At 49.9% G+C, this 26,316-nt stretch carries 19 protein-coding genes and 1 tRNA gene; 11 read left to right on the top strand and 9 right to left on the bottom strand.

Going from position 1 to position 26,316, the window contains the following annotated elements; translation table 11 throughout:
• Positions 1-26 precede the first annotated feature (26 nt).
• Together LKK83_RS16725 and LKK83_RS16720 are read left to right on the top strand one after the other, a co-directional pair.
• Positions 27-674, top strand: a complete 648-nt coding sequence (locus tag LKK83_RS16725; RefSeq protein WP_324632370.1) for a Crp/Fnr family transcriptional regulator — start codon at positions 27-29, stop codon at positions 672-674.
• A 796-nt stretch (positions 675-1,470) separates the two neighbouring features.
• Positions 1,471-2,142, top strand: a complete 672-nt coding sequence (locus LKK83_RS16720; protein ID WP_324632369.1) for a Crp/Fnr family transcriptional regulator — start codon at positions 1,471-1,473, stop codon at positions 2,140-2,142.
• Between the two features lie 225 nt (positions 2,143-2,367).
• Here LKK83_RS16720 and LKK83_RS16715 read toward each other — a convergent pair whose 3' ends face one another.
• The 4 genes from LKK83_RS16715 to LKK83_RS16700 form a co-directional block, all read right to left on the bottom strand.
• Positions 2,368-2,844: a gamma-glutamylcyclotransferase family protein gene (locus LKK83_RS16715; protein WP_324632366.1), complete on the bottom strand. Its 477-nt coding sequence runs from the start codon at positions 2,842-2,844 to the stop codon at positions 2,368-2,370.
• Between the two features lie 49 nt (positions 2,845-2,893).
• Positions 2,894-3,727, bottom strand: coding sequence for a gamma-glutamylcyclotransferase family protein (locus tag LKK83_RS16710; RefSeq protein WP_324632364.1), 834 nt, complete (start codon positions 3,725-3,727; stop codon positions 2,894-2,896).
• Between the two features lie 100 nt (positions 3,728-3,827).
• Entirely contained in the window at positions 3,828-4,499 is a 672-nt protein-coding gene (locus tag LKK83_RS16705; protein WP_324632363.1) for an SOS response-associated peptidase, read from the bottom strand.
• A gap of 81 nt (positions 4,500-4,580) precedes the next feature.
• The gene (locus LKK83_RS16700) at positions 4,581-4,733 is read right to left on the bottom strand and encodes a hypothetical protein (protein ID WP_324632362.1); all 153 of its coding nucleotides are present in this window, start codon (positions 4,731-4,733) and stop codon (positions 4,581-4,583) included.
• Here LKK83_RS16700 and LKK83_RS16695 point away from each other — a divergent pair.
• A complete protein-coding gene (locus LKK83_RS16695) occupies positions 4,722-5,252 on the top strand; it encodes a universal stress protein (protein ID WP_324632361.1) in 531 nt (176 codons plus the stop codon). The genes LKK83_RS16700 and LKK83_RS16695 overlap by 12 nt on opposite strands.
• 218 nt (positions 5,253-5,470) lie before the next feature.
• Here LKK83_RS16695 and ftsH2 read toward each other — a convergent pair whose 3' ends face one another.
• The 3 genes from ftsH2 to LKK83_RS16680 all read right to left on the bottom strand — a co-directional run bounded on the left by ftsH2 (position 5,471) and on the right by LKK83_RS16680 (position 10,302).
• Entirely contained in the window at positions 5,471-7,357 is a 1,887-nt protein-coding gene (gene ftsH2 / locus LKK83_RS16690) for an ATP-dependent zinc metalloprotease FtsH2 (protein ID WP_324632360.1), read from the bottom strand.
• A gap of 701 nt (positions 7,358-8,058) precedes the next feature.
• Positions 8,059-10,041, bottom strand: coding sequence for a glutamate--tRNA ligase (gene gltX / locus LKK83_RS16685; protein WP_324632359.1), 1,983 nt, complete (start codon positions 10,039-10,041; stop codon positions 8,059-8,061).
• 187 nt (positions 10,042-10,228) lie between these two features.
• Positions 10,229-10,302, bottom strand: a tRNA-Asp gene (locus LKK83_RS16680).
• Positions 10,303-10,514: 212 nt separating this feature from the next.
• Between LKK83_RS16680 and LKK83_RS16675 the strand changes: the two genes are divergently transcribed.
• Positions 10,515-11,075, top strand: coding sequence for a Uma2 family endonuclease (locus tag LKK83_RS16675; protein ID WP_324632358.1), 561 nt, complete (start codon positions 10,515-10,517; stop codon positions 11,073-11,075).
• Positions 11,076-11,115: 40 nt separating this feature from the next.
• On the opposite strand, the gene LKK83_RS16670 is transcribed toward LKK83_RS16675, so the two are convergent.
• Positions 11,116-12,273, bottom strand: a complete 1,158-nt coding sequence (locus LKK83_RS16670; RefSeq protein WP_324632357.1) for an esterase-like activity of phytase family protein — start codon at positions 12,271-12,273, stop codon at positions 11,116-11,118.
• A gap of 121 nt (positions 12,274-12,394) precedes the next feature.
• Positions 12,395-13,888: a TM0106 family RecB-like putative nuclease gene (locus LKK83_RS16665; protein WP_324632356.1), complete on the bottom strand. Its 1,494-nt coding sequence runs from the start codon at positions 13,886-13,888 to the stop codon at positions 12,395-12,397.
• A 347-nt stretch (positions 13,889-14,235) separates the two neighbouring features.
• Between LKK83_RS16665 and LKK83_RS16660 the strand changes: the two genes are divergently transcribed.
• From LKK83_RS16660 to LKK83_RS16630, 7 genes are all read left to right on the top strand, one after another.
• Positions 14,236-16,671, top strand: coding sequence for a response regulator (locus tag LKK83_RS16660; RefSeq protein WP_324632355.1), 2,436 nt, complete (start codon positions 14,236-14,238; stop codon positions 16,669-16,671).
• Positions 16,672-16,926: 255 nt separating this feature from the next.
• Positions 16,927-17,400 (top strand): hypothetical protein, encoded by a 474-nt coding sequence (locus LKK83_RS16655; RefSeq protein ID WP_324632354.1) that lies wholly within the window; start codon positions 16,927-16,929, stop codon positions 17,398-17,400.
• 124 nt (positions 17,401-17,524) lie between these two features.
• Positions 17,525-18,742, top strand: coding sequence for an aminotransferase class V-fold PLP-dependent enzyme (locus LKK83_RS16650; RefSeq protein ID WP_324632353.1), 1,218 nt, complete (start codon positions 17,525-17,527; stop codon positions 18,740-18,742).
• A gap of 199 nt (positions 18,743-18,941) precedes the next feature.
• Positions 18,942-20,051: a glycosyl transferase gene (locus LKK83_RS16645; RefSeq protein ID WP_324632352.1), complete on the top strand. Its 1,110-nt coding sequence runs from the start codon at positions 18,942-18,944 to the stop codon at positions 20,049-20,051.
• Between the two features lie 58 nt (positions 20,052-20,109).
• Positions 20,110-20,526 carry a secondary thiamine-phosphate synthase enzyme YjbQ gene (locus LKK83_RS16640; protein ID WP_324632404.1) on the top strand — a complete coding sequence of 139 codons (417 nt, stop codon included), beginning with the start codon at positions 20,110-20,112 and terminating at the stop codon, positions 20,524-20,526.
• A 415-nt stretch (positions 20,527-20,941) separates the two neighbouring features.
• Positions 20,942-23,467: a PAS domain S-box protein gene (locus LKK83_RS16635; RefSeq protein WP_324632351.1), complete on the top strand. Its 2,526-nt coding sequence runs from the start codon at positions 20,942-20,944 to the stop codon at positions 23,465-23,467.
• A gap of 621 nt (positions 23,468-24,088) precedes the next feature.
• Positions 24,089-26,218, top strand: a complete 2,130-nt coding sequence (locus LKK83_RS16630) for a PAS domain S-box protein (RefSeq protein ID WP_324632350.1) — start codon at positions 24,089-24,091, stop codon at positions 26,216-26,218.
• The last annotated feature ends 98 nt before the right edge of the window (positions 26,219-26,316 follow it).

The following is a 26,316-nucleotide window of genomic DNA, read 5'->3' as shown; positions in this document are numbered from 1 at the left end:
AGTGTTCTTGACTGGTAGGTAAAAGTATGCCCCCAACGTTCAACACAGTTCTCGAAGCCAATCTCCATCAGCTTAATGAAGAGAAGGCGTTGCATTTTTATGCTAAAGGGGAAAACATTCCCATCTTAGCCCAAGGGATTTGGCAAGTAGCCCAAGGATTGGTGCAACTAAGTACGCTTTATCCCAGCGGAGAAGAGGGACTTTTGGGCTGGGTCGGGCCATCTATGTGTTTTAGTCTGTCGTTTAGCTGTATGCAGACTTATCAGGCAAAGGCGCTATCCGACGTCCACTTGATGTGGTTTTCGGTCCGCGAAGTGGAAACTACCCCCCATTTAGCCCGGGACATGTTCCCCCAACTGATGCGGCGTCTGCGTCAGGTGGAAGCTATGTTAGCGATCGCCGGACAGCGACGAGTAGAAGATCGGTTGGTGCAGTTGTTAATGCTGTTGAAACAGGAAATCGGCGAATCCATCCATGAAGGAACTCGCTTGATGGTTCGTTTGACTCATCAGGAAATTGCCAGCGCGATCGGTACCAGTCGCGTTACCGTGACCCGGATGCTGGGCAAGTTACGCAAAGAAGGCGCGATCGCCGTGGATGCAAAGCGTCACATTATCATCAAAGATTGCCAATTTCAGAGTATGATGGAGTGTTCGGTTCTGCGCGAGTTTTAATCCCTTCCACCCCGCGTGGGAACCGATTTCGGGTGGCTTCTGCTTTGCCAGTGGCACTGGCTTGTATTCTCTGGCAAGGTAGTCTCTCCCCACCCAACGTCACCGTAACATCCCATGAGACCATCTATCTCTCGCTAAGTGAGTATTGCTGCCGCACCGACGAACCCGCGCCGTCATGGCTTCTTATGGTGACGGTTGACGTTTTTTATATTTACCAGAATCCGCCTTAATGCTGTTTTCTGGGATTTTATTTATCTCCCTAATACCTCCGCTTAGATACTTTGCGTTATCTCACTTAAAATAGAAAAACGCGATCGCAGTAGCCAGCCTCTAGATTTTCGGGCATTCACTCCCTACAATCCACTCTCGCAACAGTCTTACTTCAAACTCGGCGATATCTCTCTAGCATTTTCAACTCCTTATCTGCAATTTGATAAACTCGATTCAAACATCTATCTGTTATTTATAATGAATTGTCAATAGGTTATAAGTAGATAGATTCAGGACAACCGCAACATACCCCACGGGTAGGGTGGGCAACTCGCTGCCTACCCTACAGGTAGTGCTTTTGGCGGCGATATCCCACGGGCATTTCAGCCGTTCCCTCTTCTCTCGCCTGATATTTGTAAAGTTTTGTAAAGATTTTCGCAAGCTAGATGACAATTATTTGCATCTGGAGTAAGATGAACTGAAAGATTAAAACGGCTTTTCTCGGCGAAGAGTAAAAAAACCCTTACCACATGGGGGAAGCCACGGACTCTTTACTGCAAATTATTCTCATTAAAGGGACGTTCTCATGCAATCATCAAAGCAAAAAGCACCCACCGCACAGATGCAGGAAATCCAGGAGATGGATAAGTGGCAGATTTATCAAGAGAAGGCGTTGCATTTTTATGCCAAAGGGGAAAAGATTCCCATGTTAGGGCCGGGGATTTGGCAAGTGGCCCAGGGGTTGGTGCAATTGAGTACCCTTTATCCCACCGGAGAAGATGGGCTTCTCGGCTGGGTCGGGCCATCGATGTGTTTTAGTCCCTCGTTTAGTTGCATGCAGACGTATCAGGCAAAGGCGCTATCCCACGTCCACCTGATGTGGTTTTCGTTGCGCGAAGTAGAAACTACCCCCCATTTAGCCGAGGAAATGTTTCCCCAACTGATGAGGCGTCTGCGTCAGGTGGAAGCCATGTTAGCGATCGCCGGACAGCGACGGGTAGAAGATCGGATCGTGCAGTTGTTAATGTTATTGAAACAGGAAATGGGTCAATCCGTCAATGAAGGAACTCGCTTGATGGTTCGCTTGACTCATCAGGAAATTGCCAGCGCGATCGGTACCAGTCGCGTTACCGTGACCCGGATCCTGGGTAAGTTACGCAAAGAAGGCGCGATCGCCCTAGATGCAAAGCGTCACATTATCATCAAAGATTGCCAATTTCAGAGTATGATGGATTGCTCGGTTCTGCGCGAGTTTTAATTCCTTCCACCCTGCATGGGAATCGGTTGCGGGTGGCTTCTGCTTTGCCAGTGATACTGGTTTGCATTCTCTGGCAGGGTAGTCTCTCCCCACCCCATTTAACCGTAACATCCCACGAGTCAATCCGAATTACATTAAGTGAGATAAAGTGGGTACGCCGACGAAACCGCGCCGTCATAGATTTTACAGACGGCGCTGAGTTCCTTTTTGGGCTTTATACAAAATTCAGGCGAAGTGCGTACTGCCCAACTGGGAGATCGCCCGGATATAATCTGGCGGCAAACCGCAAGCACTTGCGCCGCGCGTCACGTAGTCGAGATACTCACGGATCGGACGTTTTCCTTCTTCCACCCATTCCGGGGTTGCGCGGTAAACATAGCCCTCCACGTGAGAGCCATCCGCCAGACGAAATCCAGTCCAGATGCGATCGTAATATACTGGATAGCCCTCGCACTTATCCATCGCCTGCAAATCAGCATCATTCACCTCTATCAAAATTCCCCGCACTTGGCGGGTGGGATGAGGCACGACATTTGCCGCCGCCACATACTTGAGCGATCGCTTGTTAAACCGCAGTTCGTGATTGGGTAATGCTGCCAGTTGAAAGCGCCCGTTCCAATGGCGCAGTCGCGATCGCAAGCGCTGGGGGTACAAATTAGAGCCATAAGCAAACAGTCGATAGTGGCGCAATTGCCCAGTCATAGACAAATTCCTCCTATTCGTTTACCTGTCAAATTATAGAAATTAGAATTCACGATCGCCCTTTCCAATTGCCTCCAACTATACGCGGATAGCCTTCCACATATTGCGGAAATCCTTCATAAACCAACGCCCGCTTCCCGCTAGTTAAAGTCGCCCAGCGGCGTCGATAATAGTCCGGATGTTCTTCCAGACGGTCTAGGGTCGGAATTGCCGCGATCGCAACCCGATAGCGTTCTCCATAAACCACCCCATTGCCCGAGACGAACATAGGATAAGGACCGAGATGGAATAACTCTGCATTGGCGATCGCATCCGTTGCGAGAAACTGTGCCTTTTCCATTAAGAAATGATTGCATTCTCCCCGCATTAGGGTACCGTAAACAAACAGTTCCACCGCCGAATTGAGCCACATGTGGTTCGCCGCCGCGATCGCCGATTGCAGCAATCCTTGCGGCGTCGCGTCATCTCCCGCAGCGCAATTAACATTTATCCCGCTATTGGGAAGCGCCACTTCCGCCAAATTGTCCCCTAAAATAGCCGCGATCGCCGCTTTTTCTTTTCCTTTGAACTGACATTTTTGCGCCTCGCTCAGTCGATGATATTGATAATTTAACACCGCTTTTGCCAGGGTGAAATAAAAGGTTTCCGGGGCAATTAACTCCGGAAAAATTGTCCGCTCTTTCAACTGAGAAAACAACCAACTTAACCCTAGGGCGTGGCGAGTGGTGACGATAATTTTCCCCGGGTGGTGGGGAAGAGAATCCGCAGTAACGATTGTAGCCGCCTGATTCCATTCCTCGATTCCTTCAAGTAATTGGGAAAAATCGGGGTAGTGAATTTGCTCGTAGATTGCCGTTAGGGGTGGGTAATCGAAAGCAGTCATTGCGCGATTCGGGTGAGAGTTATCGATAAAGGCGCGATGTTTTTTTAGGGCTTATTTCTCTGGGAATTTAGGGTAACATATTGCGGTTTTTTTTGCCAATTCACTGCTGTAGGGATTGGATGCATTCGGCACTATCGATTTTTGGATTATTCACCAGCGGAGTCACCGGATAACCGAGGAGTTCATCGGTGGGATAGGGGCGCAGAAGCGGGAGTAATTGAGAGACCGGGGTAGAATGGGTCAACCAGCGATCGTAAGCGTTTTGGGGAAGAATCACAGGCATTCGGGGGTGGATGGGGTGCAAGAGTTGGTTTGCCTGGGTGGTCAAAATGGTACAAGAAGCGATCGCCTCCCCAGTGGGAGAAATCCAGCGTTCCCACAAACCAGCAAAAGCAAACGCCCGGTCATTTTTCAGTTGAAAATAAAACGGTTGTTTGCCGTGGGGTTGGGGCTGCCATTCATAAAACCCATCAGCGAGAACCAAGCAGCGGCGGTGTTGAAACGCCGAGCGAAACGAAGGTTTTTCCGTAACGGTTTCCGCCCGGGCGTTAATCAATTTTGCGCCCATTTTTGCATCCTTTGCCCAAGGGGGAATCAGACCCCAGCGCAACAGATGAAACTGGCGCTGTGACGAGTCACGTGGGTGGCGGATGGTGGGGGCGGATTGAGTGGGCGCAATATTGTATCGCGGGGGGAATTGAGGAACATGCGCCAATTGGAATAATTCGGCGACAGTTTCGGGAGATTGATAGAAGCTAAATCGTCCACACATGAGGATTGGGAGAGGGTTAACGGCGGAATTGAAAAGCGGGTAGTTTGGGGGTAGCCCGGGGGGGGGAAAATTGGGCGGGATTTAGGCGAGGCGATCGCTCTTTGTGTAGATGTCAGGAAGCGAACAAGATTGATAGGCTAAAAGTAGTGCCGATCGTAACAACGAACTGTAGTCAAGTCGGGTTTGCGATCGCGCCGGAGAAAAGATAGAGGAATAGAACCCATGACTTATCATAAAATTTTAGTTGCGATCGACCGATCGCCCCTAGCCGATCTCGTCCTCGATCGAGCCGTGGATCTGGCGCAAAAAGAGAGTGCCCAAATGATGGTGTTCCACACCGTAGAAATCGAAGCCACCGCCAACGTGCCTCCAGTAGTGGGAACCGGAATGGGGTTAGTGCCCTCCACCGGCAGAACCATTCCCGAAGTGCAGCGACAAAGAATTGACGCGCAAAACGAACAAGCGCAAGAATACTTGCGAACCTGCGCCGACAAAGCCGCCGCCCGAGGAATTGCCACCGAGTACGATCGCAAAGTTGGGGATCCGGGGTCATTAATCTGCCAAGAAGCCGTGAGTTGGGGAGCAGATTTAATTGTAGTCGGACGCCGAGGGCGCAAAGGAATGCGGGAAATGTTATTGGGAAGCGTGAGCAATCATGTCATCCATAACGCGCACTGTTGCGTGTTAGTGGTGCAAGGGTTAGTGCCCACCGAAGAAACTACCCCGCCCCCCAGTGAATTGGGCAAAAAATGAGCGCGCACAGACCCTTGAAGGTACGTGACCCCCGCCACCGGGTGATGCAATTTGCCCACTTCTTGTAGAGACGCGATAAATCGCGTCTTTAGGAGGGTTTTTGCGCCGCGCGTTTGAGATGTGGGTTTGGGAGAAAGCGGGCAAAAAATTAGCCCGCAGAGGCGGGCGAAGGGAGGGTGATGGCAGGTAGAAACCTGCCAATCAAAGTCCGGTGGAGATTAGAGGATGGGCACGAACTGTTCTTTTTCCGGAACTTCCGTGTACTCGGCAACAATTTGCCGGAACTCGTCCCCGTTAATGCTTTCCCGTTCGATTAAGATATCTACCAAACGGTCGATCGCCATGCGATTTTCGCGAATCATCCGTTTAGCTTGTTCGTGACAGCGATCGACAATCGTGCGGACTTGAGCATCGATTAAAGAGGCGATTTCTTCAGAGTATTCCGATCGCGTCATCAAGTCGCGACCCAAGAACACTTCTCCTTGCTGGGTATCCAGGGAAAGCGGACCTAAATCGGACATGCCGAAGCGAGTTACCATTTGACGGGCCAGAGAACTCACCTGTTGTAAGTCGCCTCCCGCACCGGTGGTTACTTCTGCATCGCCAAAGATTTCTTCTTCCGCCGCGCGACCTCCTAATGCGCCCATGATCCGGGCCATTAATTGAGATTTAGAGACCAGGGTTTGATCTTCATCTGGGGTAAACCAGGTTAGACCCTGAGCTTGTCCGCGCGGAACCAAGGTTACTTTTTGTACTGGATCGTGTTCTTTGACCAAGGTACCGACGATCGCATGGCCGATTTCGTGATAGGCAATTAAGCGTTTGCTCTTGCTATCGACGAGGGGAGTGCCTTCCATGCCGGCGATTACTCGGTCGATCGCATCGTCAATTTCGAGCATGGTGATAGCTTCCTTGCGCCGACGGGCGGTTAAAATGGCCGCTTCGTTGAGCAAGTTAGCTAAATCTGCGCCAGTAAAACCGGGAGTGCGACGGGCGATCGCTTCCAGGGAGATTTCATTGGCCAGTTTTTTATTGCGGGCATGGACATCGAGAATTTCCAAGCGACCCTTGATATCCGGTGCATCCACGCCCACTTGGCGATCGAAACGGCCCGGACGCAAGAGAGCCTGATCCAGTACGTCGGGGCGGTTAGTCGCGGCGATGATGATAATGCCGGTATTGCCTTCAAACCCGTCCATTTCGGTGAGCAACTGGTTGAGGGTTTGTTCCCGTTCGTCGTTACCGCCGCCGATACCCGCGCCGCGCTGACGACCCACCGCGTCGATTTCATCGATAAAGATGATGCAAGGGGCGTTTTCTTTGGCTTTTTTGAACAAGTCGCGCACCCGAGAGGCCCCGACACCCACGAACATTTCCACAAATTCCGAACCGGAGATGCTGAAGAACGGGACCCCGGCTTCCCCGGAGATCGCCTTGGCGAGCAAGGTTTTCCCGGTTCCGGGAGGGCCGATTAACAGCACGCCTTTCGGAATTCGGGCACCTACTGCGGTGAAGCGTTCCGGTTTTTTCAGGAAGGTGACCACTTCTTGCAGTTCTTCTTTGGCTTCTTCAATGCCGGCCACGTCATCAAACATGACCCCGGTTTTGGCTTCCATTTGAAAGCGCGCTTTCGACTTGCCAAAGTTCATCGCTTGTCCCGGACCGCCGGGAACGTTGCTGGATCTGCGGAACAAGAAGAATAATCCCGCCAGTAAGAGGACTGGGAAGATTAAGTTGCCCAACAATCCCCAGATCGCGCCATCATTGCGAACTGGGTGCGAGTCGAAGCTGATATTGGCGTCTCGCAGGCGGGTAATCAGTTCCGGCGTGTTGCCCGGGAGTTCCACTCGCAAGCGCTGTACCCGGTTGTCCAGTTCGGGATCTACGGCTTCCACGATCGCCGTTTGTCCCCCTTCGTAGAGATCGACTTGGGTCACTCGTCCGGCGTTGAGGTATTCCAAAAATCGACCATAGCTCATTCGGGTACTGGCGGTGTTGTTCCCCATGTTCATGCTTGAGGAAGAAAAAATTCCCTGCCAGACAAAAAAGCCAATGACTAAGGCGGGCAAAGCCCAAAGTAAGATTATTCTCCAAGTAGATTTCATTGGCAGTAGCCTCTAGATATGGATTTGGACATATTGATTCAGCGCTAGTTTAAGTTGCAGCGATCGCGCAACGGCTGTTTTTCTTATCACATTCAAGCCCGGTGGTTTTCTGCCACGCCCCTGCCTTTGGCTCTCGGGGGTTCGATGCAGATTTCGCGCTCCGGATTAAGAATCTTAATCAAATTTAACATAAGCCGCGCGATCGGTGCAACTCAATCCGCGATCGCCTGCCCAAAACCCCCTCTATCACTGGGATGCAGCTTCGACTCACCTAACTGCGATTGGCTCAGATTCGGAACCTTATACACACTTTAGTCATTCTGTCAAGCCCTACCCTCGCCTTTTCCTTCTCTCTCGCCTGTTTTTCATCTAAATTGCATACTTTGCAGTTTTAGGCTAGGCAGTGCCGACCCTCCATTAGCTTTTTTACACCCCACGATCCGGCGGGTATTTTAATCCCCGCCTCATAGCTCAAGTCAGTTTTTAACCGAGTCGAAACCTTACAGTAAACGCATTTCAGTCGGTTTTAACCGACTTGCGCTATTAGGCGTGGGTTTAAACCCACGCCGGCTGTTGCTTACAAATCATCAATAGTTTATGCAATTTAAGTGTAAAAATATAGACAACCAACGCCCAATAAAAACGGAGGGGACTGCTAGCCGAATAGCCGAATTCCCCTCCGCAAATAAACTTACCCTGGCTTACGAGTTTGGGGGATTTTGTCCCGCCACTTGTTGTTTGATTTCCTCAATTTTGACCGATAACTCTTCGCGAGTAGAGGCACTGAGTAAATAGCGGTAAATAAACCAACCCGCGTATGCCAAACCAATAATTTCAAACGTTGGCTGTACCAATGGAATGCCATTGAGTACATCCAAAACCGCCACCAAGACCCTCAGAGAAACCAAGGTTGCCAACAGCAGACCAATTGTGATCAGGGGTTTTTGGTATTCTTTGACAAAATTGGTGACGTAATCCGGTAAATAAGACAAGATTTCCACAACCTGTGCCTTGATCCGCTCGAATTGCTCGTTCTTGTCCTTCGGGGGCGGAGTTTCCGTGGTCATCGCCGCCGCAGGGGGTGCGGGGACGCTCGGTTCAGCCGCCACATCGGCATTGGGGGCTTTAGGCCCAGATGGAGCCGGGACTTCGGGAGGTTGTCCTGGGGCAGGCGTTTGTGCCGCCACCTCGTCTTTGGGTGTTTCCGGTGCAGGTTTTTCAGTCAAGGTACTACCCTCTTCTACATCAACCGATAAGACTTTTTGCAGGCGGGCTTTATCCAGCTCCCGCTGATTGAGTAACACCCAAGATTGTATCAGGTCAGGCCCATGTACTTCGCCGGTTAACCCTGCCCGCAGCGATCGCATCACCAGACCTTTTTTCACCTTTTGCTCTTTGGTGACCCGTTTGATAATCTCTTGAGCGTCGGATGGGGTCAGGGTTTCCTGACTTTGGAGGGCATCGAGGATCGCCTGCAGCACTGCTGTGGCTCCCTCGCGCTCCAGTTGTTCTTTTCCTTCAGCGCTCAGATCCACTGTCGGGACAAAGAACAGACGGCTCATCTCCACCGCATCGGTTAACCGGGTCAAACTCGGACCGATTAAAGCGCTCAATTGCTCTAACCAGGCGCGATCGCCTTGGGGGTCGAATTCGTATCCCGCTTCTTGCCAAAACGGAATCAGGCGATCGGTGAGGCGATCGGCAGGCATCTCGTGGATATATTGACTGTTGAGCCAATCGAGCTTATCCCAATCAAATTTTGCACCCGCTTTATTCACCCGATCGAAGCTAAACTTGTCCGCCGCTTCTTCCAGGGTAAACATTTCTTGGTTATCCGGCGCGGACCACCCGAGCAAGGTCATGTAGTTAACCAGCGCTTCTGGAGTAAACCCCATTGCTTTAAATTCCGAAATCCCGGTCACGTTTTCTCGTTTGGAGAGTTTTTTGCCGGAAGAATCCAAGATTAACGGAGTATGGGCGAATTCCGGAATCTCTGCCTCTAATGCTTCGTAGAGCAAGATTTGTTTGGCAGTGTTGGCGATATGGTCTTCGCCTCGGATAACGTGGGTGATTCGCAAATCGATGTCATCCACCACCACGGCGAGATTGTAAAGGGGCTGACCGATGCCTACACCACTAGCCCCTCGAGCGATGACCATATCGCCTCCGAGGTCGCTTCCGCGCCAGGTGACCGAACCGCGCACCAGGTCATTCCAGGTGATTTCGCGATCGTCGTCGATTTTGAAGCGAATCACCGAGGGTCGTCCTTCGGCTTCAAATTTGGCGATTTCATCGGTGGTTAGATTCCGATGACGGTTGTCATAGCGCGGCGCTTCCCCTCGGGCTTTTTGGGCGGCGCGCATTTCTTCTAGTTCTTCTGGGGTAGTGTAGCAGCGATAGGCTAACCCCTTTTCGATTAAGGTTTTGACCGTGTTTTGGTACAGATCCAGACGCTTGGACTGGTAGACTGGTCCTGCATCCCAATTCAAACCGAGCCAGGTGAGTCCATCCAGGATGTTGTCGGTGAACTCCTGGCGCGATCGCTCCAGATCCGTGTCTTCGATTCGCAAAATGAACTGACCCCCGTTGTGTCGGGCAAATAGCCAGTTAAATACAGCCGTTCTGGCTGTTCCGATATGTAGGTTTCCCGTAGGACTTGGCGCTATCCGAACTCGAACAGTCACTATTATCTCTCTCTTTTTTTTGGGTTATCGTATTTTGACATTCCCACAGCCACTTTGCATGTGGGGGTGCAAGCAATGAACTCCACCCCGCCGATGGGTCGGTGGGGGTTGGTTCAATTGTGCCCCAAATAATAATGTAGAGACTCGCCGGAGCGCGTCTCTACATCGATAGATATTATGCTTTTAACGGGACTGACGGGATTCGAACCCGCAACTTCCGCCGTGACAGGGCGGTGCTCTGACCAGTTGAACTACAGTCCCTTGTCTGAGCCTTCTCTATAATTACGCGATTTTTTTGATTTGTCAACCCCTTTTTCAAAAAAAATTTTTTCGGGTCGGATTTGCGGGTTGCTCCTTGGCAATCTCCGAGAAATCCGAGGGAACGAGAAGCCTTCCCTCGGGGGTATGGCGATTCCCTTGCAGACCAGGCACAATCGAGTCAGAACCGTTGCTCGCCGTTTGGGAGAACCGCCATGTCCATTCAACCCCTACAATCCTATCTCAGCGTTGAGGACTATCTCAATCTGGAACAGCACAGCAATCTCCGCCATGAGTACATTGCCGGTCAAGTCTATGCCATGTCGGGCGGGAGTGAAGCCCACGACTTGATTTCCGTGAATCTTTTAACCCGACTGCGAACCCACTTGCGCGGTAGCGGTTGTCGGGTATTTTCCGGCAATATGAAGGTCAAAATCGAATCGTTGGATTTATTTTACTATCCCGATGTGTCGGTTACCTGCGACCTGCAAGACCGAGAAAAATACTTTAAAACTCGTCCTTGTTCGATTGTGGAAGTGCTTTCTCCGAATACGGAACGAGTCGATCGCCACGAAAAATGGAACAATTATCGCCAACTTGACAGTTTGCAAGAGTATGTGTTGGTGTCGCAAACTGAGATGAAAGTGGAGATTTATCGACGCGGCGATCGCGGCGATTGGACTCGGGAAATTTTCGGTCCTGCAGATACCATACAATTTGCCGCCGTGGGGTTAGAGATGACCGTAGCCGAAATTTATGAAGAGGTGGAATTGTAATCTCAAACTCTCGGGTGGGCATAACCCAGCATAAAGCGCTTTACTTCGGCGGCGCGATCGCAAAGGCCAAAACCTGCGTCACTTGCAAAGGGTTAAAATTATTATCGCTAATTAAAATCAGCGATCGCCGCCCATCGGCTAAATCCGGCCCCCAGGTCATTCCCTCAATATTATCCAACGCAATTGGCAAGTCTTGTAAATCCAACAGCAATTTCTTTTCTGCCAATTGTATCCCATTCAAATCGCGATCGCCCAGACTCTCAATTTGGCGAATATCCGTTGCCTCTGACAAGTCTACCTCATACAACAAAATCCGATTGCCAATCTCTTCCGTAAATCCCCGTTCCAAACTTAGCAATTTTGTTTCATCTACCGCCAACAATTCCACTACCCCATTGATGCTGAATGCCTCCGGCGTCTTCGGCGGATTCAGCACCGGTTCGGTCATATATAAAAATTCCCCGACTGGCTTGCCTTCAATGAGATTATATTGTAAAATCCGAATGGGACTGCCAGCCTCGGGATTCGCTTCCGCTCCATCTTGTACCAGAGCGCTTTCTGTTGCCGTGTAGAGCAACCGATCGCTTCGGGTTAAAGTCAAGCTTTCAAAAGCCAGATTATTGCGAATTCCTTGGCGTTCTCCCGGGAGGAACTTATCGGGAATTGGCAAGGTATTAATCGCCTTTCCCTCGCGATTAAATTCCTTAATAAACGGCGGGATATTCCGGTTAACATCCCCTTCGGAGGAGATAAAAAAACTGTCCCGTTTGCTGAGGGCAATCCCCTCGGGGTCGAGACGATAGGAAGCAAAGGGGGTATTGTCTTGCGAGAGTAAAACCGTCACGGCGGTGGGGGTGACTTGTAACGGATCTAAATCGATGGTTAGGGTATAAAAGCGCGCCGGACCGGTTAAGGCGCGATCGTCGGATATGGCATAGTAAAGATTTCGTTCCGGATCGTAGGTAATGCCAGAAAGTCCGCCAATTTGGGTGTTTTCAAATTCCAAACCCGTGGGAAATTTGACTTGTCCTAAATACTCGATGCGGGAGTTCGAGAAGGTTGTCGGTGCGGGAGTTGGAGTGGAAACCGGATTGGTTTTCGGTGCGGATTGAGGGGTGGGATTGCATCCGATACAGAGGGTAGAAAAGAGGGCGATGCAGAAGAATTGCCGCGCCCAAGAGCTACCTTTTATAGTCATAACTTTACCAGGTGTGGGCATGAGAATTGATAGAAAGTCCGCCGCCGGAATAGAGGTAAAAAACTAAGTCCGAGTCGGCGGATAGAAGAAAAGCATAGACGCGATTTTAATCGTTTGCTTTTCAATGGGGTTGAGAGTGGGTTTGAGAAAAGTTGACCAGCCAATCTTTGACCACGTAGGTAGCGCGACAGTCATCTTCGTTATAGGATAAAATTGCCTCTAGGTAACGCCGATCGCCGGTTTCCAACCAGCGATCGTACCAGAGGACGCATTGTGCGCCAGAGGCGAGAGATTCGCGCCAATCAAATCCCAACCAGCGGGCCAAAGATTTGAGGGCATAATTTTCCACCGGCGCGATCGCCGATCGCGTCGCCAACTTATGAATATCAACAAACCGCTTTAAAATCGGTCGCCAGCGTTGGGCGGGAGTGCGATAGCGTTTCGCCAATTTTTTCAAGGTCTGAAACTCGTAATCGCAAAAATGAAAAATCGGCGCGATCGGATAACTCCAAATTAAACTCAAAAACTCATTCCAGATGCGCTCTTCCTCGGCGGGAGTTTCGGCAAAAAACGGATAAAATGTTTGGCGAGGTTCCGTGCCATTGCACAGATTGCGGCGGTCGATCGCCAACACGCCAAACAGAAAATCCACATCCAATTCTGGTTCTGCTTCGATATCAAAATAAAGCTCGATCGGAGACACCGGCAAAAGATGAGGGGCGATCGGCACTTGTCCCGGTTTGGGAATCGCCCGATCGCCCAAAGTGGCTTGCGCCTGTAAAATCAGTTGCGTAGCCACCACCTCCGGGGCATACTGATTGTTGCACGCGGCTTCCAGGGCGATCGCCAGTTTCTCCGGGTCAGCATCAGCCAGGGCTTCCACTGTGGTCACATCAAGCTGTTGCAATTGGCGATAGCGCGTGGGAGTCACCCCCGGTAGCAGAGACAGGTGATGGTTCGACTCCGCGATCGCATAACAACTGCTATACCACTCGCATAACCCGCAAGGATGACGAGCAATAAACACCTCCGGTTCTTGGCGCTTCTCCAACATCTCCAGACATTGCCCCATTATCCCCCGCATCAATCGCCCATATTTTGCCAAATTCACCGCAGAGAAGCCCTTCTCCCGCGTCACCACCCACCCTTGGTGCGGCCAAACTTCCTGTACCTGTGCCAAAACATAGGTGTGAAACGCCACCATAACTTGATGTTCGGCTTTCGGGCGTTTGCTGAAGCGAATCTCCATCACCGAGTAATGCCACTCGCCAAACGCCGAAGGTCCCGGTTGCTTGATTAATAAATGAGGGCGACTCAGTAGGGTGACCCCCTGCGAATCTTCAGCGTAGAGCACTCCTTGGTAAATCCGTTCCGCGCCCTGTCGCATTAACTCCAGGGTAGCTTTAGCACCCGCCACCCAATCTCCCGAGGGATAACGCGGCGTTTCATAATCGGTGTGCGCCAGTACGCTGTTTCGGTAGTGCTGGCTGTCTTGTTTGAGTTTCAGCACAAAGTCACTGGGACGATCGCGATCGCGCCAATCGCCATAGACATTCAGAAAAGACAGGCGATCGCAGCGTTGATAATCAAAGAGTAGGTCGTCAGTTAACAGCATGTTTTTACAATAGCAATAATCTGGGACGGATTCCCGGTTCCGCTTCCGCAAAGCGCGCTTTGCGGCGGATTGCGATCGCCTTGGTTGCCAAGAGGGGAACCGGGGAAACCTAAGAATACTTCACCTGCCATCGATATCCCCTCTTCCCTGGGTTAGCGCCGCCCCCGGTTGTCGGCGAACAAAGAATCGGTAGGTTTCTTAAATTTTAAGTAAAAGTACAAGACTTCGATGAAAAATGCCTAAATAAAGTTTATGTAAACCGAAGCCATTAAAAAGCAGCATCTAGCAAAATAGAAGTAAAACAGACTTTGATTCGTTCGTCCAACAGGTAACAGGCTGCAGACCTTATGCGTTCTCCAGACACTCCGAAATCTCCAATTCGTCGCCTAAGCGTTCTTTATATTGCAGCGCTCAGTGCGGTAGCCATTCTCTCCATTGGCGGTCAAGGGTTAATTCAGCGATCGCTGCAACTCCAGTCTAGCGATTCGCGCACCATCAATATCGCCGGCAGACAGCGGATGCTCAGCCAAAAACTCAGTAAAGCCGCATTAGCCCTGCAAACAGCGGACAATCCCCAGGAACGCCAAGCGCGCCTGGAAGAATTGCAGCAAGTTGTCACCCTGTGGACGAACTCTCATCAAGGGTTGCTGCATGGAGACCCCCAGTTGGGTTTACCCGGTGAAAATAGCGATCGCGTCCGGGAAATGTTTGCCGAAATCGCCCCTCACTACAGCACCATGCAAACCGCAGCTTGGCAGGCGATCGCCTTATTTTCCGAAAACCCCGCCGCGCCCCCCAACGGCAAACTCGACCCCTTGGTGGAACAAATTCTCGCCTCTGAAGCCCAATTTCTCCAGGGGATGGATGCCATTGTCTTTCAATACGACCGCGAAGCCAAAGCGCGGGTAGAACGACTCCAAGCGATCGAGTGGTCCTTGTTGGGGATCACCTTGCTCGTCTTGCTGTGTGAAGCGCTATTTATCTTCCATCCAGCGGTCAAACAGATTCGCGGCTACATCAAACAACTAATGAACTCTCAGGCAGAAACCGCGCGTCTGGCAGCACAACTGGAAAAAAACAATGCCTTCCTCGACTCCGCCCTGCGCGAAGCTCAATCCGCCACCCGCCTCAAGTCCGAGTTTTTGGCCAATATGAGCCACGAAATCCGCACCCCGATGAATGCCACCATCGGTATGACCAGTTTGCTCCTGGATACGGAACTGACCCCGCAGCAACGCGATTTTGTCGAAACGATTCGCAACAGTGGCGATGCTTTGCTCAGGATTATTAACGATATTTTGGATTTTTCCAAGATAGAAGCGGGGAAGTTAAATCTGGAATTTCATCGGTTTGACCTGCGCGAGGCGATCGAGGATTCTCTGGGTCTTATGGCTCCCAAAGCTGGGGAAAAAGGTTTGGATGTCGCCTATTTGATGGCGGAAACTACCCCGGAATGCATTGTCAGCGATGGCACTCGCCTGCGCCAAATTCTGGTCAATTTGCTGAGTAATGCGGTGAAATTTACCGACACTGGGGAAGTGGTGGTTTCGGTGAGTGCCGAGGAAATGGGGAACTCCTCTCCCCTGGGCAGTTTGTTCGATCGCCCCCATTCCGCTCAGGGAAAAGACTCCTCCGAAGGGGAGCGATCGCCGACCTATTATGAAATTACTGTGGCGGTGAAAGATACTGGCATTGGAATTCCCTCGGATAAATTAAATCGACTGTTTCGCTCGTTTTCCCAAGTGGATGCCTCCACCACTCGTCAATATGGGGGCACCGGTCTGGGATTGGCGATTAGCAAGCGCCTCAGCGAACTGATGGGGGGCAGAATGTGGGTGGAAAGCGAAGTAAATGTGGGTTCGACCTTTTATTTCACTATTGTGGCGGCGAGTGCCCCTAGCCCACCAAAGGTGTCGGATAAGGGAGTGCAGCCCCAGTTAGCGGACAAGCGGCTGTTGATTGTGGACGATAATGCCACGAATCGACAGATTTTGCGCCTGCAAACTCAGAAATGGGGCATGCTGTCGGTGGATGTCAGTTCTGGGGCGGAGGCGATCGCCTTGCTGCGCCAGGGAGAAGCCTTCGATGTGGCGATTTTGGACATGCAAATGCCTCATATGGATGGCGTCACTCTGGCGCAAGAGTTGCGAAACTATCGCGATGCGGATAAATTACCGTTGATTCTGCTGACTTCGATGGGATCGCCGATGGAGGGCGATCGGCTTCATTTCGCCGCCTGTGTTAGCAAACCGATCAAACCGGCGCAACTCTACGAGGTGCTGATCCCTGTGGTGGCAAAACAACCTACCCGCGTCGCCGCCAAAACCGCCCCGCCACAGCAACAAATCGACTCCCAGCTTGCCCAACGATTGCCCCTGCGGATTTTAGTGGCTGAGGATAACCGGATCAATCAAAAAGTGGCATTGCAAATTCTCAAGCGCATGGGGTATCACGCCGATGTGGCGAATCACGGCGAGGAAGTGTTGGAAGCGTTGCACCGTCAGGGGTATGATGTGGTACTGATGGATGTGCAAATGCCTATCCTGGATGGGTTGGAAGCCACCCGCCGCATTTGTCAGCAGTGGGAACCGCACCAGCGCCCTTGGATTATTGCTATGACTGCCGGCGCAATGGAAGGCGATCGCGCTAAATGTCTGGAAGCGGGAATGGATGACTATCTGACTAAACCAGTAAAAATTGCCAACTTACAAATCGCCCTGGAAAACATCCCCCGAAACGCTACCCACTGGCAGCATTCCAATCCTCCCTCACCTTCTCGATAAAATCTCTTGTCTGCATCATTCCCCAAACCGCTAACTGATTGTTCCACTACTTCATTAACTCAAAAAAACTCCTCTAAACAATGACCAATGACCATCGACCAATGACCCCCGATTATGCCTTTTACTGCTTATCAAACGATTGGCGAAGTTTTGCAAGCTTATCAAATCACTTCCCAACCCGATGAGTTGGTTGTCAAAGCAGAATTCAACCTCAGAAACTCCTTTGGATAAGACCTGGAAATTAATTGGCGCGAATTGGCTTTTTATGAATCGGAATATGCAGTATGCGAAACAATTATTTTTCCAAATTTAAAAGAAGTGTATCGGAATTATAGAGAAAAATTTACCTTGTGGAGTCACAAAACCATTGTCTATGATGAAAATCTCTGCGGAATGCCGGATTATCTGCTGGCGAAACGCTCTCCTTTGGGAAAAGAGGTGTTTGAAAAACCCTTTTTGGTGACGGTAAAAGCGAAAAAAGATGATTTTATTGCCGGCTGGGGTCAATGCTTGGCAGAAATGGTGGCTATGCAAAAACTGAATAAGAATGCAGAAAAAACCCTATTTGGTATCGTTTCTAACGGGCAAGCTTGGCAGTTTGGAAAACTCCAGGAAAACCGATTTAGCCAAAATCGGAAAATCTATACCATTTCCGAGTTAGAGTCACTGTTGGCGGCGGTGAATTTTATCTTTGGGGAATGTGCAGTGCAGGTGGAGGACACAGAATGAGGCGATCGCCACCTAGGCATTCAGGCTGGCACAATTGTAAAAATGTGTCAACCCAACATCGGGGGATAAACTCCCCCCAGTTTTGTGGCAAAATTAAGAACGGGGTTTTATCCGGTAAAATTTGATGGAAAAAACAGTGCTAGAACAATATCGAGAGCAATTTCAAGCACTCGCGAACAAAACATATTTCAACTATGGGGGACAAGGACCAATGCCAAAGGTGGCATTGTCAGCCATTCATCGCGCGTATGAGTATATTCAGGAAATCGGACCATTTAGTGGCGAAACCCAGGCGTGGATTTTTGAAGAAGAGATGCCAAAAATCCGCAAAGCGATCGCCTCCGAACTTACAGTTCCCTCAGAAACCATCACCCTCACCGAAAACGTAACCGTGGGGTGCAACATTCCCCTGTGGGGTCTCAACTGGCAAGCCGGCGACCATGTTTTAATCACCGACTGCGAACATCCCGGAATTGTCGCTGTAGTGGGGGAAATTGCGCGGCGTTTTCGTCTAGAGGTCTCCACATTTCCCTTAATGAAAACCTTAAACCAAGGCAATCCCCTCGAACTCCTCGCCCAACATTTACACTCCAATACGCGGTTAATTGTCCTCAGTCATATTCTGTGGAATACCGGTCAAGTGTTGCCCCTCACGGAAATTATGAAACTGTGCCGCAAGTGGGGCAAACAAGCCACTCATTCCCGCAAACCCCTGGTCCTGGTAGATGCGGCCCAATCGGTAGGCGTTTTACCATTAAACCTCATCGAAAGCGGGGTTGATTTTTATGCCTTTACCGGTCATAAATGGTGGTGCGGACCGGAAGGATTGGGCGGATTGTACGTGAGTCCCGACGCTGCGGCGAGTTTACAACCCTCTTTTATTGGGTGGCGCGGGATTGTAACCAATTCCGCCGCCGAAGTCACCGGGTTTAAACCCGATGGACGACGATTTGAAGTGGCAACTTCTGCCTATCCATTATATGCGGGATTAAGAGAGGCGATCGCCATTCATCACCAATGGGGCACCATCGAAGAACGCTACCAGCGCATCCTGGAACTGAGCAAGTTTCTTTGGCAAAAACTCAACGGCATCCGGCAAATAAACTGCCTGCGAACTGCTCCTCCAGAAGCCGGTTTAGTTTCTTTTAAGCTCGATAAAACTCTGCGCGACGCCGGGGCAACTCACGCGCAATTGGTGAAGTTTTTAGAAAAAGAATATCGCATCATGGTCAGAACAATTCTTAGTCCCGACTGCGTTCGCGCTTGCGTTCATTACTTTACCTTAGAATCGGAAATCGAGCAGCTAGTGGAAGCAATTACCGACTTTTGTCAGAAGTATTAAATTGAGGCGAAAAATGCTTTTCCATGCCATGCAAGGTGAGGTGAATTGAATCGGAAATCGCAGCGATCGCCTCAGTGGCTTCCTCGCCCTCGTTCCCAGGAATCGCCTGGGAACGCTTCCCCCCGTAATATCCCTTCCCTATTTCAGCCGTACATGCCCTGATTTGCCAGCTTTATTACCACAGAGGAACATAACTAGAATGTCTCGACCTGCGATTTATATTGCCATTACCAATCATGGATTTGGTCATGCGGTACGTGCTGCATCGGTAGCGGCAGAAATTCAAAAACTCAATCCAGAAATATTGCTAATTTTGGTGACAACTGCACCGCGCTGGTTGTTAGAAAGCTACATTCTCGGTGAGTTTATCCTCCGTCCTCGGGCATTTGATGTGGGGGTGATTCAATCGGATAGCTTGAAGATGAACCGGGAAGCTACATTAGAAAAACTCAAAGAAATTCGTCAGCGACAAAATGGAATAATTGCCGGCGAGGTGAGTTTTATTCAGTTGAATCGCGTGGGGTTGATGTTAGCGGATATTCCGCCCCTAGCAGCACCGATTGCGAAAACGGCAGGGATTCCTTGTTGGGCGATCGGCAATTTTGGCTGGGATTTTATTTATCGTCCGTGGGGCGGAGAATTTGCGGAGATGGCAGATTGGATTGGGGCGTGTTTCAGTCAGTGCGATCGCTTATTTCGCCTGCCTTTTAACGAACCGATGAGCGCTTTTCCGGTGCAAACCGATACCGGATTAACCGGCGGAACCCCGCGATATGATTTGGAAACACTGCGAGAGATTTGGAGGATAACCGCACCTCGGGAAAAAACGGTGATGCTAACCTTTGGCGGATTGGGGTTAGACCAAATTCCCTATCAGAATGTCACCCGATTTCCTGATTGGCAGTTTATTACCTTTGATGGAAACGCCCCGAATTTACCGAATGTCATTAAAGTGCGCGATCGCTTCATGCACTCTCCCTTCCCTCCCGCCGAATTCAAACCGATTCGTCCCGTGGATTTTATGCCCTTATGTCGCGCAGTGGTCTCCAAACCGGGATTTAGTACCTTTTCCGAAGCTTGTCGCCTGCAAGTGCCCATCATCTCCCTCACCCGGGAAGGATTTGCAGAATCGCCGATTTTACTGGAAGGAATTCAAAATAGCGCTTACCATAGAATTATCACCGAACGGGAATTTTTCCAGGGGAATTGGGATTTTTTAGCCGAACCTTTACGCCCCCCGCGTCACTCGGATCCGATCGCCAAGGATGGTACCGAAGCGATCGCCCGGGCGGTTGTGGATTATTTTTAACCCCCATTCCCGTTTAGATTGTCGTTCGATAGTGCTAATTGAACAGTTTACCTTTGCCATGACTCATCACCAACAAGTCCTCAAACTAAACAGCAACGGAAAATCGCTCTGTAGATTCACCAACAAAGTGCAAGATGTAGTGGCACAATCCGGAGTGCAGACGGGGCTATGTACGATTTTTGTCCGCCATACCTCTGCTAGTTTGTTAATTCAAGAAAATGCCGATCCAGATGTGCTGCGCGACTTGGAAAACTTCTTTGCCGATTTAGTGCCGGAAAACCGCCGCTACCTGCACAGTACCGAAGGTCCCGACGATATGCCCGCACATATTCGCAGCGCCCTGACCCATACCTCCGAACATATCCCCATCGATCGCGGGAAGCTAGTTTTGGGCACCTGGCAGGGCATTTATCTCTGGGAACATCGCGCCCGGGGTCACGGGCGGGAAGTGGTGGTTCACGTGAGCGGCGATTGACAATACACAAAGTATAAGTTCGTGTGCGAATTATTTTGCACCTGTATTGAGGGGGAGGCGCAGGGGTGGGGCGTTCCCAGGCGACCGTCTGGGAACGAGTTAATGCCTATGAGAAATACATGCAATATTTATTATCATAATTGCCGCAAAACGTCAAGGATTTGAATTAGCTAAACGATTAAAAGATGGAATCCCCAGACACCGCGATCGCCGAGGGAAAAGATAGGTTAACCTGAAAGAATTAAATCTTAAATTTCATCTGCCATGTGGCTGAAAAATTGCCTGTTAATTGACAGTTAAATCACTAGGGTGCGCGCACAGATAAGCCACAGCGGGTCTAAACTAGATACACCACCAACAGTGTCACCATCCTGGGAAGACCCCGGCATAACGAACACAAGGGGCTAAAAGCAACATGTGGATTTTGGGTGCTAGAGCAACCGAACAAAAAGCCAATCACAGCAATTCCATCGATCGCCGACAGCGACTGGTGATGCTGACGGTTAACGTCACCGCGATCGCGATGGCGATCGCCGGCGTTACCCTCTATGTGCTTTATCGCACCACTTTAGAACAGCAGCGATCGCGACTGGTGGAACAAGCGAAAACCCAAGCGCGAATTGTCGAAGCAATTTACAACAATAACGGCACTCGCGAAACCACCTTACAAACCCTCACCGACGCCTACCAGCATCGCGAAGGATCCGACAAAACCAAAGAATTAATGGTGGTGGAACGACAAGGCGATCGCATCGAGGTGTTGCTCTCCCATCGCCGCGATGGATCCTCCCCACTGCCCTCCCTCTCCTGGGATGCTACCCTCGCTAAATCTCTGCGCCGATCGCTCTCCGGGCGATCGGGTACCTTCGTGGGACTCGACTATCGCGGCGTGGCGGTCCTCGCCGCCTACGAACCCATCCCCCGATTAAACTGGGGCGTGGTGGCGAAAATCGACCTGGCAGAAATTCGCGCCCCCTTCCTCAAAATCTCCTTTCTGTTTGTCGGAGTTGCCATTTGGGTAGTATTCATCGGCGCAATTTTATTCTTTCGCCTCACCCACAAACTCATTCAGCAACTCGAAGACAACGAACAACAACATCGCGCTATTTTAGACAATGCCCCGGATGCCATTATCACTATCGGCGATCGCGGTAGAATTCACTGGCTCAATACCACCGCATTACAACTTTTTGGCTATCAACTCTGCGACGCAAGCGGACAAAACCTCACCCTTCTGATGCCTTGGTTTCCGCAACAAGACCTGGAAACCTACCTGAACCTTTCTCTCGATCGTCGCCAATCCGCTTCCGGGGAAAACGCTTCTCAAATCGTCGGACAGCGCAAAAACGGTACCACCTTTCCTATCGAATTGGCAATCGGCGAATTCACCCTCTCTCAACGCCGAATGTTTATTTTATTCGTGCGCGACATTACCGAACGCAAACGCGCCGAAGAAGAACTGCTCGAAAGTTATAACCTCTTATCTGCAATTACCGAAGGCACTGACGACCCGATATTTTTAAAAGACCTGCAAGGCTGCTATCTGACCATGAATTCCGCAGGCGCTCGCATTATCGGCAAGTCCGTAGAAGAGATTATCGGCAAAGATGACCGGGCATTGTTTTCGCCAGAAACCGCCAATCAACTGATGAAAAATGACCGCCGCATTATGTTTGAAGGCGAAACCCAAATTCTGGAAGAAGTTATCCAACCCTTGCCCAGCAAAGCGCAAACCAAACCGGAAACCCGGACTTATTTAACCACAAAAAGCGTCTTTCGATCGCGTCAAGGTTATATTATCGGGGTAATTGGCGTGGCTCGAGATATCAGCGATCGCGTCTATGCCGAAACTCGCCTGCGACAAACCGTGGAAACCCTACATGCCACTTCCTTAGAATTGCGCCAAAAAAATCAGCAACTCGAAACTACCCTCGCCGAACTCCAGCGCACCCAAACTAAACTCATTCAATCGGAAAAAATGTCCAGTTTGGGCCAAATGGTGGCCGGCGTCGCCCATGAAATTAACAATCCGGTTAATTTTATTTCCGGCAATTTAGGGTATGTCAGCGATTACATGAAAGATTTACTGAGTTTGCTAGAAGTTTATCAGCAACTCTATGGCAACAGCGAACCGACTATCGCTCAAAAATCTGAAGATATCGAGTTGGATTTTCTCCGCGAAGACCTGGCAAAAATTCTCAAATCTATGAAAGTCGGCACCGATCGCATCCGCGAAATCGTGCGAAGTTTGCGAACCTTTTCCCGCCTGGATGAAGCGGAAATGAAACGGGTCGATATTCACGAGGGCATTGAAAGTACCTTGCTGATTTTACAAGGACGTCTCAACGCCACCGGCGATCGCAACGCCATTCAAATTATTACCGAATTTGGCCATTTACCTAAAGTGGAATGCTATCCCGGTCAACTCAATCAGGTCTTTCTCAATCTGCTCAACAATGCGATCGATGCCTTGGATTCCTCGGTCAATAGTCATTCGTCCTTTGTCAATGGTCATTCGTCCTTTGTCAATGGTCATTCGTCCTTTGTCAATGGTCATTCGTCCTCCTTCACGGGTTCCCAGTCATGCCCAAATGACCAACCACCAATGACAAATGACCCAGGACAAATGACCAATGACCAACCCCAAATGACCATTCGCATTCGCACGGAATCAATCGACGAAAATACCGTGGTTATCCGAATTGCGGACAATGGGGCGGGCATGAATCCACAAGTTAAAGAACGGCTTTTCGACCCATTTTTTACCACTAAACCGGTGGGGAAAGGTACGGGGTTGGGACTGTCGGTTTGCTATCAAATTATTGTGGAAAAACATCAAGGCAAAATCGAATGCATTTCCGAACCGGGACAAGGGGCAGAATTTGCGATCGAAATTCCCATTTCTCAACAGGCGACCTCTTGGAAGGAGACCCTCTCATAACTGGGCCACCTCCCACTCCAGGGGAGGAGCGATCGCCGTTGCAGATTTATCCGGATCCATCGCCACCCCTTGGGGAAAATTTCTCGCCTGTTATCATGCAAATCCAACCCAATTTTTATATTTTATCCTCCGCAAATCCTCTCCACCCAACGCTTATTATTTTATTGCCGTCAGAGTTTATATAGAATCCGCACTATTTATCCCGGCTTCACCCTTTCATCTCTGGCAAAACTGCTTTTCTGAGCTATGAAATGACCTCTGGTCCAACCGCTACCCCCCGACTCCATAGAAACAGCTAAAAAATTAAGAAAAAGTTAAAAAAACCGAGGAGTAGAGGATTGGGGAAATACATTAAATTAAATAAGCAAGGTTTATTTCCAGAAAAAGTTTACCAGATAAGTTGGTAAATTTCGACACAACAAAGGCATCCGATCGCAGGATGCGAAAATTTCTCGCCGACAAATAAGGGTGCTAAAACAGTGGGTCGCTCCAAATAAGGCAAGTTGGGGGAAAGGAGAGCACCAACTGACACAGAAGCTGCTTTCATCAGCAGCGATCGCCCGGTCAATTTGCCTAAGAACAAATACTTAACTTATCGCTGATTCAAGGAAATGGGGGAGTATGTTTTTATTTCAATCCGAAAATAATGTAGGTTTAAATGGCAAAGAGAATTTTCCATTCCCACTCCATGTAGCAGGAGAAAATTTTAGCCCTACATTGAGTGCGGAAGTGGGGTTCGATGGCTATCTGAAATGGATGGATGGGAACTGGGAAATTATCTTAGGGTACACGCGAGAAGAACTGCTCGCGACGCCGTTAATCCAATTGATTCATCCGGAAGACTGGGCGTGGAGTATTGCGGAATGGCAAAAATTAGCCGATCGCGTCACTTCTATTTCCTTTGAAAACCGCTGTCGATGCAAAGATGGCGCGTATAAATGGCTTTCCTGGAAAGCGACGCCCCTCGCGCAACAAAACTCGATTCAGGCGATCGCCCGGGATATTACCGTATTTAAGCAACAGCAAACCGAAGTCATCTGCGAAAACGAACGACTGTATCGCAGCATCTTTGAAACCGCCGCCATTGGAATGGCGATCGCCACTCCCGGCGATCGCAAAATCCTCAAAAGCAACCGCGTCTTACAAGAAATGTTCGGCTATAACGAACAAGAACTACAGCAATTAAGCTTTGATGAATTAACCCATCCCGAAGATTTAAACGCCGAGCGATCGCGCTTCCAAGAAATGGTCAGCGGCGTGCGAAACTCCTTCCAAAGCGAAACTCGCTACATTCGCAAAGATGGCACGCCAATTTGGGGAAGACTCACCGCCTCCATGATTCCCAACCATCGCGGCGAACCTCAATTAGCCCTCGGAATTGTCGAAGATGTTTCCCAGCGCGTGCGGATGGAAACCGAACTGCGCCACTCCCTCAAACAACTCTCTGACATTCAATTTGCCCTCGATCGCGCCGCTATCGTCGCCGTCACCGATCGCCAAGGTAACATCACCCACATCAACGACAAATTTTGCGAAATTTCCCAATACTCTCGCTCGGAATTACTCGGAAAAAACCATCGCATCCTCAACTCTGGCTATCATCCCAAATCCTTTTTCCAGCAGATGTGGGCTACCATCAGTCGCGGTAAAATTTGGAAAGGGGAAATCAAAAATAAAGCCAAAAATGGCAGTTACTATTGGGTCGATACCACCATCGTGCCCTTTTTAGATGACCGGGGAAAACCCTATCAGTATTTATCGATTCGCTATGAAATTACCGAACGCAAACAAGTCGAAGAGCAGATGCGACAAACCCAAGCCGAAAAAACCGATTTAATTACATCCCTACAACAAAAAACCCAACACTTGGAAACCACCTTACACGAGTTGCAAACCGCACAAACCCAATTGGTGCAAAGCGAAAAAATGACCAGCTTGGGAATGATGGTGGCTGGGGTTGCCCACGAAATCAACAATCCGGTTAACTTCATTCATGGGAACTTAACCCATGCAGACGAATACATCAAACAGCTCATCGAACACCTCCTGTTATATCGCCATGAAATTCCCGTCCCACCTCCCACGATTTCCGCTCATGCAGAAGAAAACGACTTATATTTTATCATCGAAGATTTGCCCAATTTGCTCGCTTCTATGAAAGTCGGCACCCAACGCATCCGCGAAATCGTTCGCAGCTTGCGAAATTTCTCTCGCCTCGATGAATCTCAGATGAAAAGTGTGGATATCCATGAAGGTATTGATAGCACTTTACTGATTGTGCAAAATCGCCTGAAAGCAAAACCGAATCGCCCGGAAATTAAATTGATTAAAGACTATGGCGAATTGCCGCCGGTGGAATGCTACGCCAGCAAACTCAATCAGGTGTTTATGAATCTGCTGGTTAATGCGATCGATGCCTTGGAAATGCACAAACGGGATTTCACTTCTCCCATCTCTCATCCCCATTCTCCACTTCCTGTCATTCGCATTCGCAGCGCCACAATTGACAAGAACACCGTGGCAATTTCGATTTCCGATAACGGTTGCGGTATCCCTCCGGACGTTAAATCTCGTCTGTTCGACCCCTTCTTTACTACCAAACCAATGGGCAAAGGTACGGGTCTGGGATTGGCAATCAGCCATCAAATTATTGTGGACAAACATGGGGGAAAACTTCATTGTTTGTCCGAACCGGAACAAGGCACTGAGTTTGTAATTGAACTTCCCATCCGTCAACTCAAAGTCGCTTAAATCGCACTTTAACCAACCCCTTAACTCGTTCCCAGGCTCAGCCTGGGAACGCCTCCCCGAGGCTCCGCCTCCTAGAGTCAATGAATGAAAAATGAATT

Source organism: Phormidium sp. CCY1219 (assembly GCF_035615515.1).
In the GTDB taxonomy this organism is placed as follows: Bacteria; Cyanobacteriota; Cyanobacteriia; order Cyanobacteriales; family Laspinemataceae; genus CCY1219.
This window is presented reverse-complemented; position numbering and strand designations above follow the sequence as displayed.

Coding starts and splice junctions, on each gene's coding strand:
- LKK83_RS16635 (WP_324632351.1), top strand. CDS start 20,942: ATGTGGATTTTGGGTGCTAGAGCAACCGAACAAAAAGCCAATCACAGC.
- LKK83_RS16715 (WP_324632366.1), bottom strand. CDS start 2,844: ATGACTGGGCAATTGCGCCACTATCGACTGTTTGCTTATGGCTCTAAT.
- LKK83_RS16700 (WP_324632362.1), bottom strand. CDS start 4,733: ATGATAAGTCATGGGTTCTATTCCTCTATCTTTTCTCCGGCGCGATCG.
- LKK83_RS16720 (WP_324632369.1), top strand. CDS start 1,471: ATGCAATCATCAAAGCAAAAAGCACCCACCGCACAGATGCAGGAAATC.
- LKK83_RS16710 (WP_324632364.1), bottom strand. CDS start 3,727: ATGACTGCTTTCGATTACCCACCCCTAACGGCAATCTACGAGCAAATT.
- LKK83_RS16725 (WP_324632370.1), top strand. CDS start 27: ATGCCCCCAACGTTCAACACAGTTCTCGAAGCCAATCTCCATCAGCTT.
- LKK83_RS16640 (WP_324632404.1), top strand. CDS start 20,110: ATGACTCATCACCAACAAGTCCTCAAACTAAACAGCAACGGAAAATCG.
- LKK83_RS16630 (WP_324632350.1), top strand. CDS start 24,089: ATGTTTTTATTTCAATCCGAAAATAATGTAGGTTTAAATGGCAAAGAG.
- LKK83_RS16705 (WP_324632363.1), bottom strand. CDS start 4,499: ATGTGTGGACGATTTAGCTTCTATCAATCTCCCGAAACTGTCGCCGAA.
- LKK83_RS16670 (WP_324632357.1), bottom strand. CDS start 12,273: ATGACTATAAAAGGTAGCTCTTGGGCGCGGCAATTCTTCTGCATCGCC.
- LKK83_RS16695 (WP_324632361.1), top strand. CDS start 4,722: ATGACTTATCATAAAATTTTAGTTGCGATCGACCGATCGCCCCTAGCC.
- ftsH2 (WP_324632360.1), bottom strand. CDS start 7,357: ATGAAATCTACTTGGAGAATAATCTTACTTTGGGCTTTGCCCGCCTTA.
- LKK83_RS16675 (WP_324632358.1), top strand. CDS start 10,515: ATGTCCATTCAACCCCTACAATCCTATCTCAGCGTTGAGGACTATCTC.
- LKK83_RS16645 (WP_324632352.1), top strand. CDS start 18,942: ATGTCTCGACCTGCGATTTATATTGCCATTACCAATCATGGATTTGGT.
- LKK83_RS16650 (WP_324632353.1), top strand. CDS start 17,525: ATGGAAAAAACAGTGCTAGAACAATATCGAGAGCAATTTCAAGCACTC.
- LKK83_RS16665 (WP_324632356.1), bottom strand. CDS start 13,888: ATGCTGTTAACTGACGACCTACTCTTTGATTATCAACGCTGCGATCGC.
- LKK83_RS16660 (WP_324632355.1), top strand. CDS start 14,236: ATGCGTTCTCCAGACACTCCGAAATCTCCAATTCGTCGCCTAAGCGTT.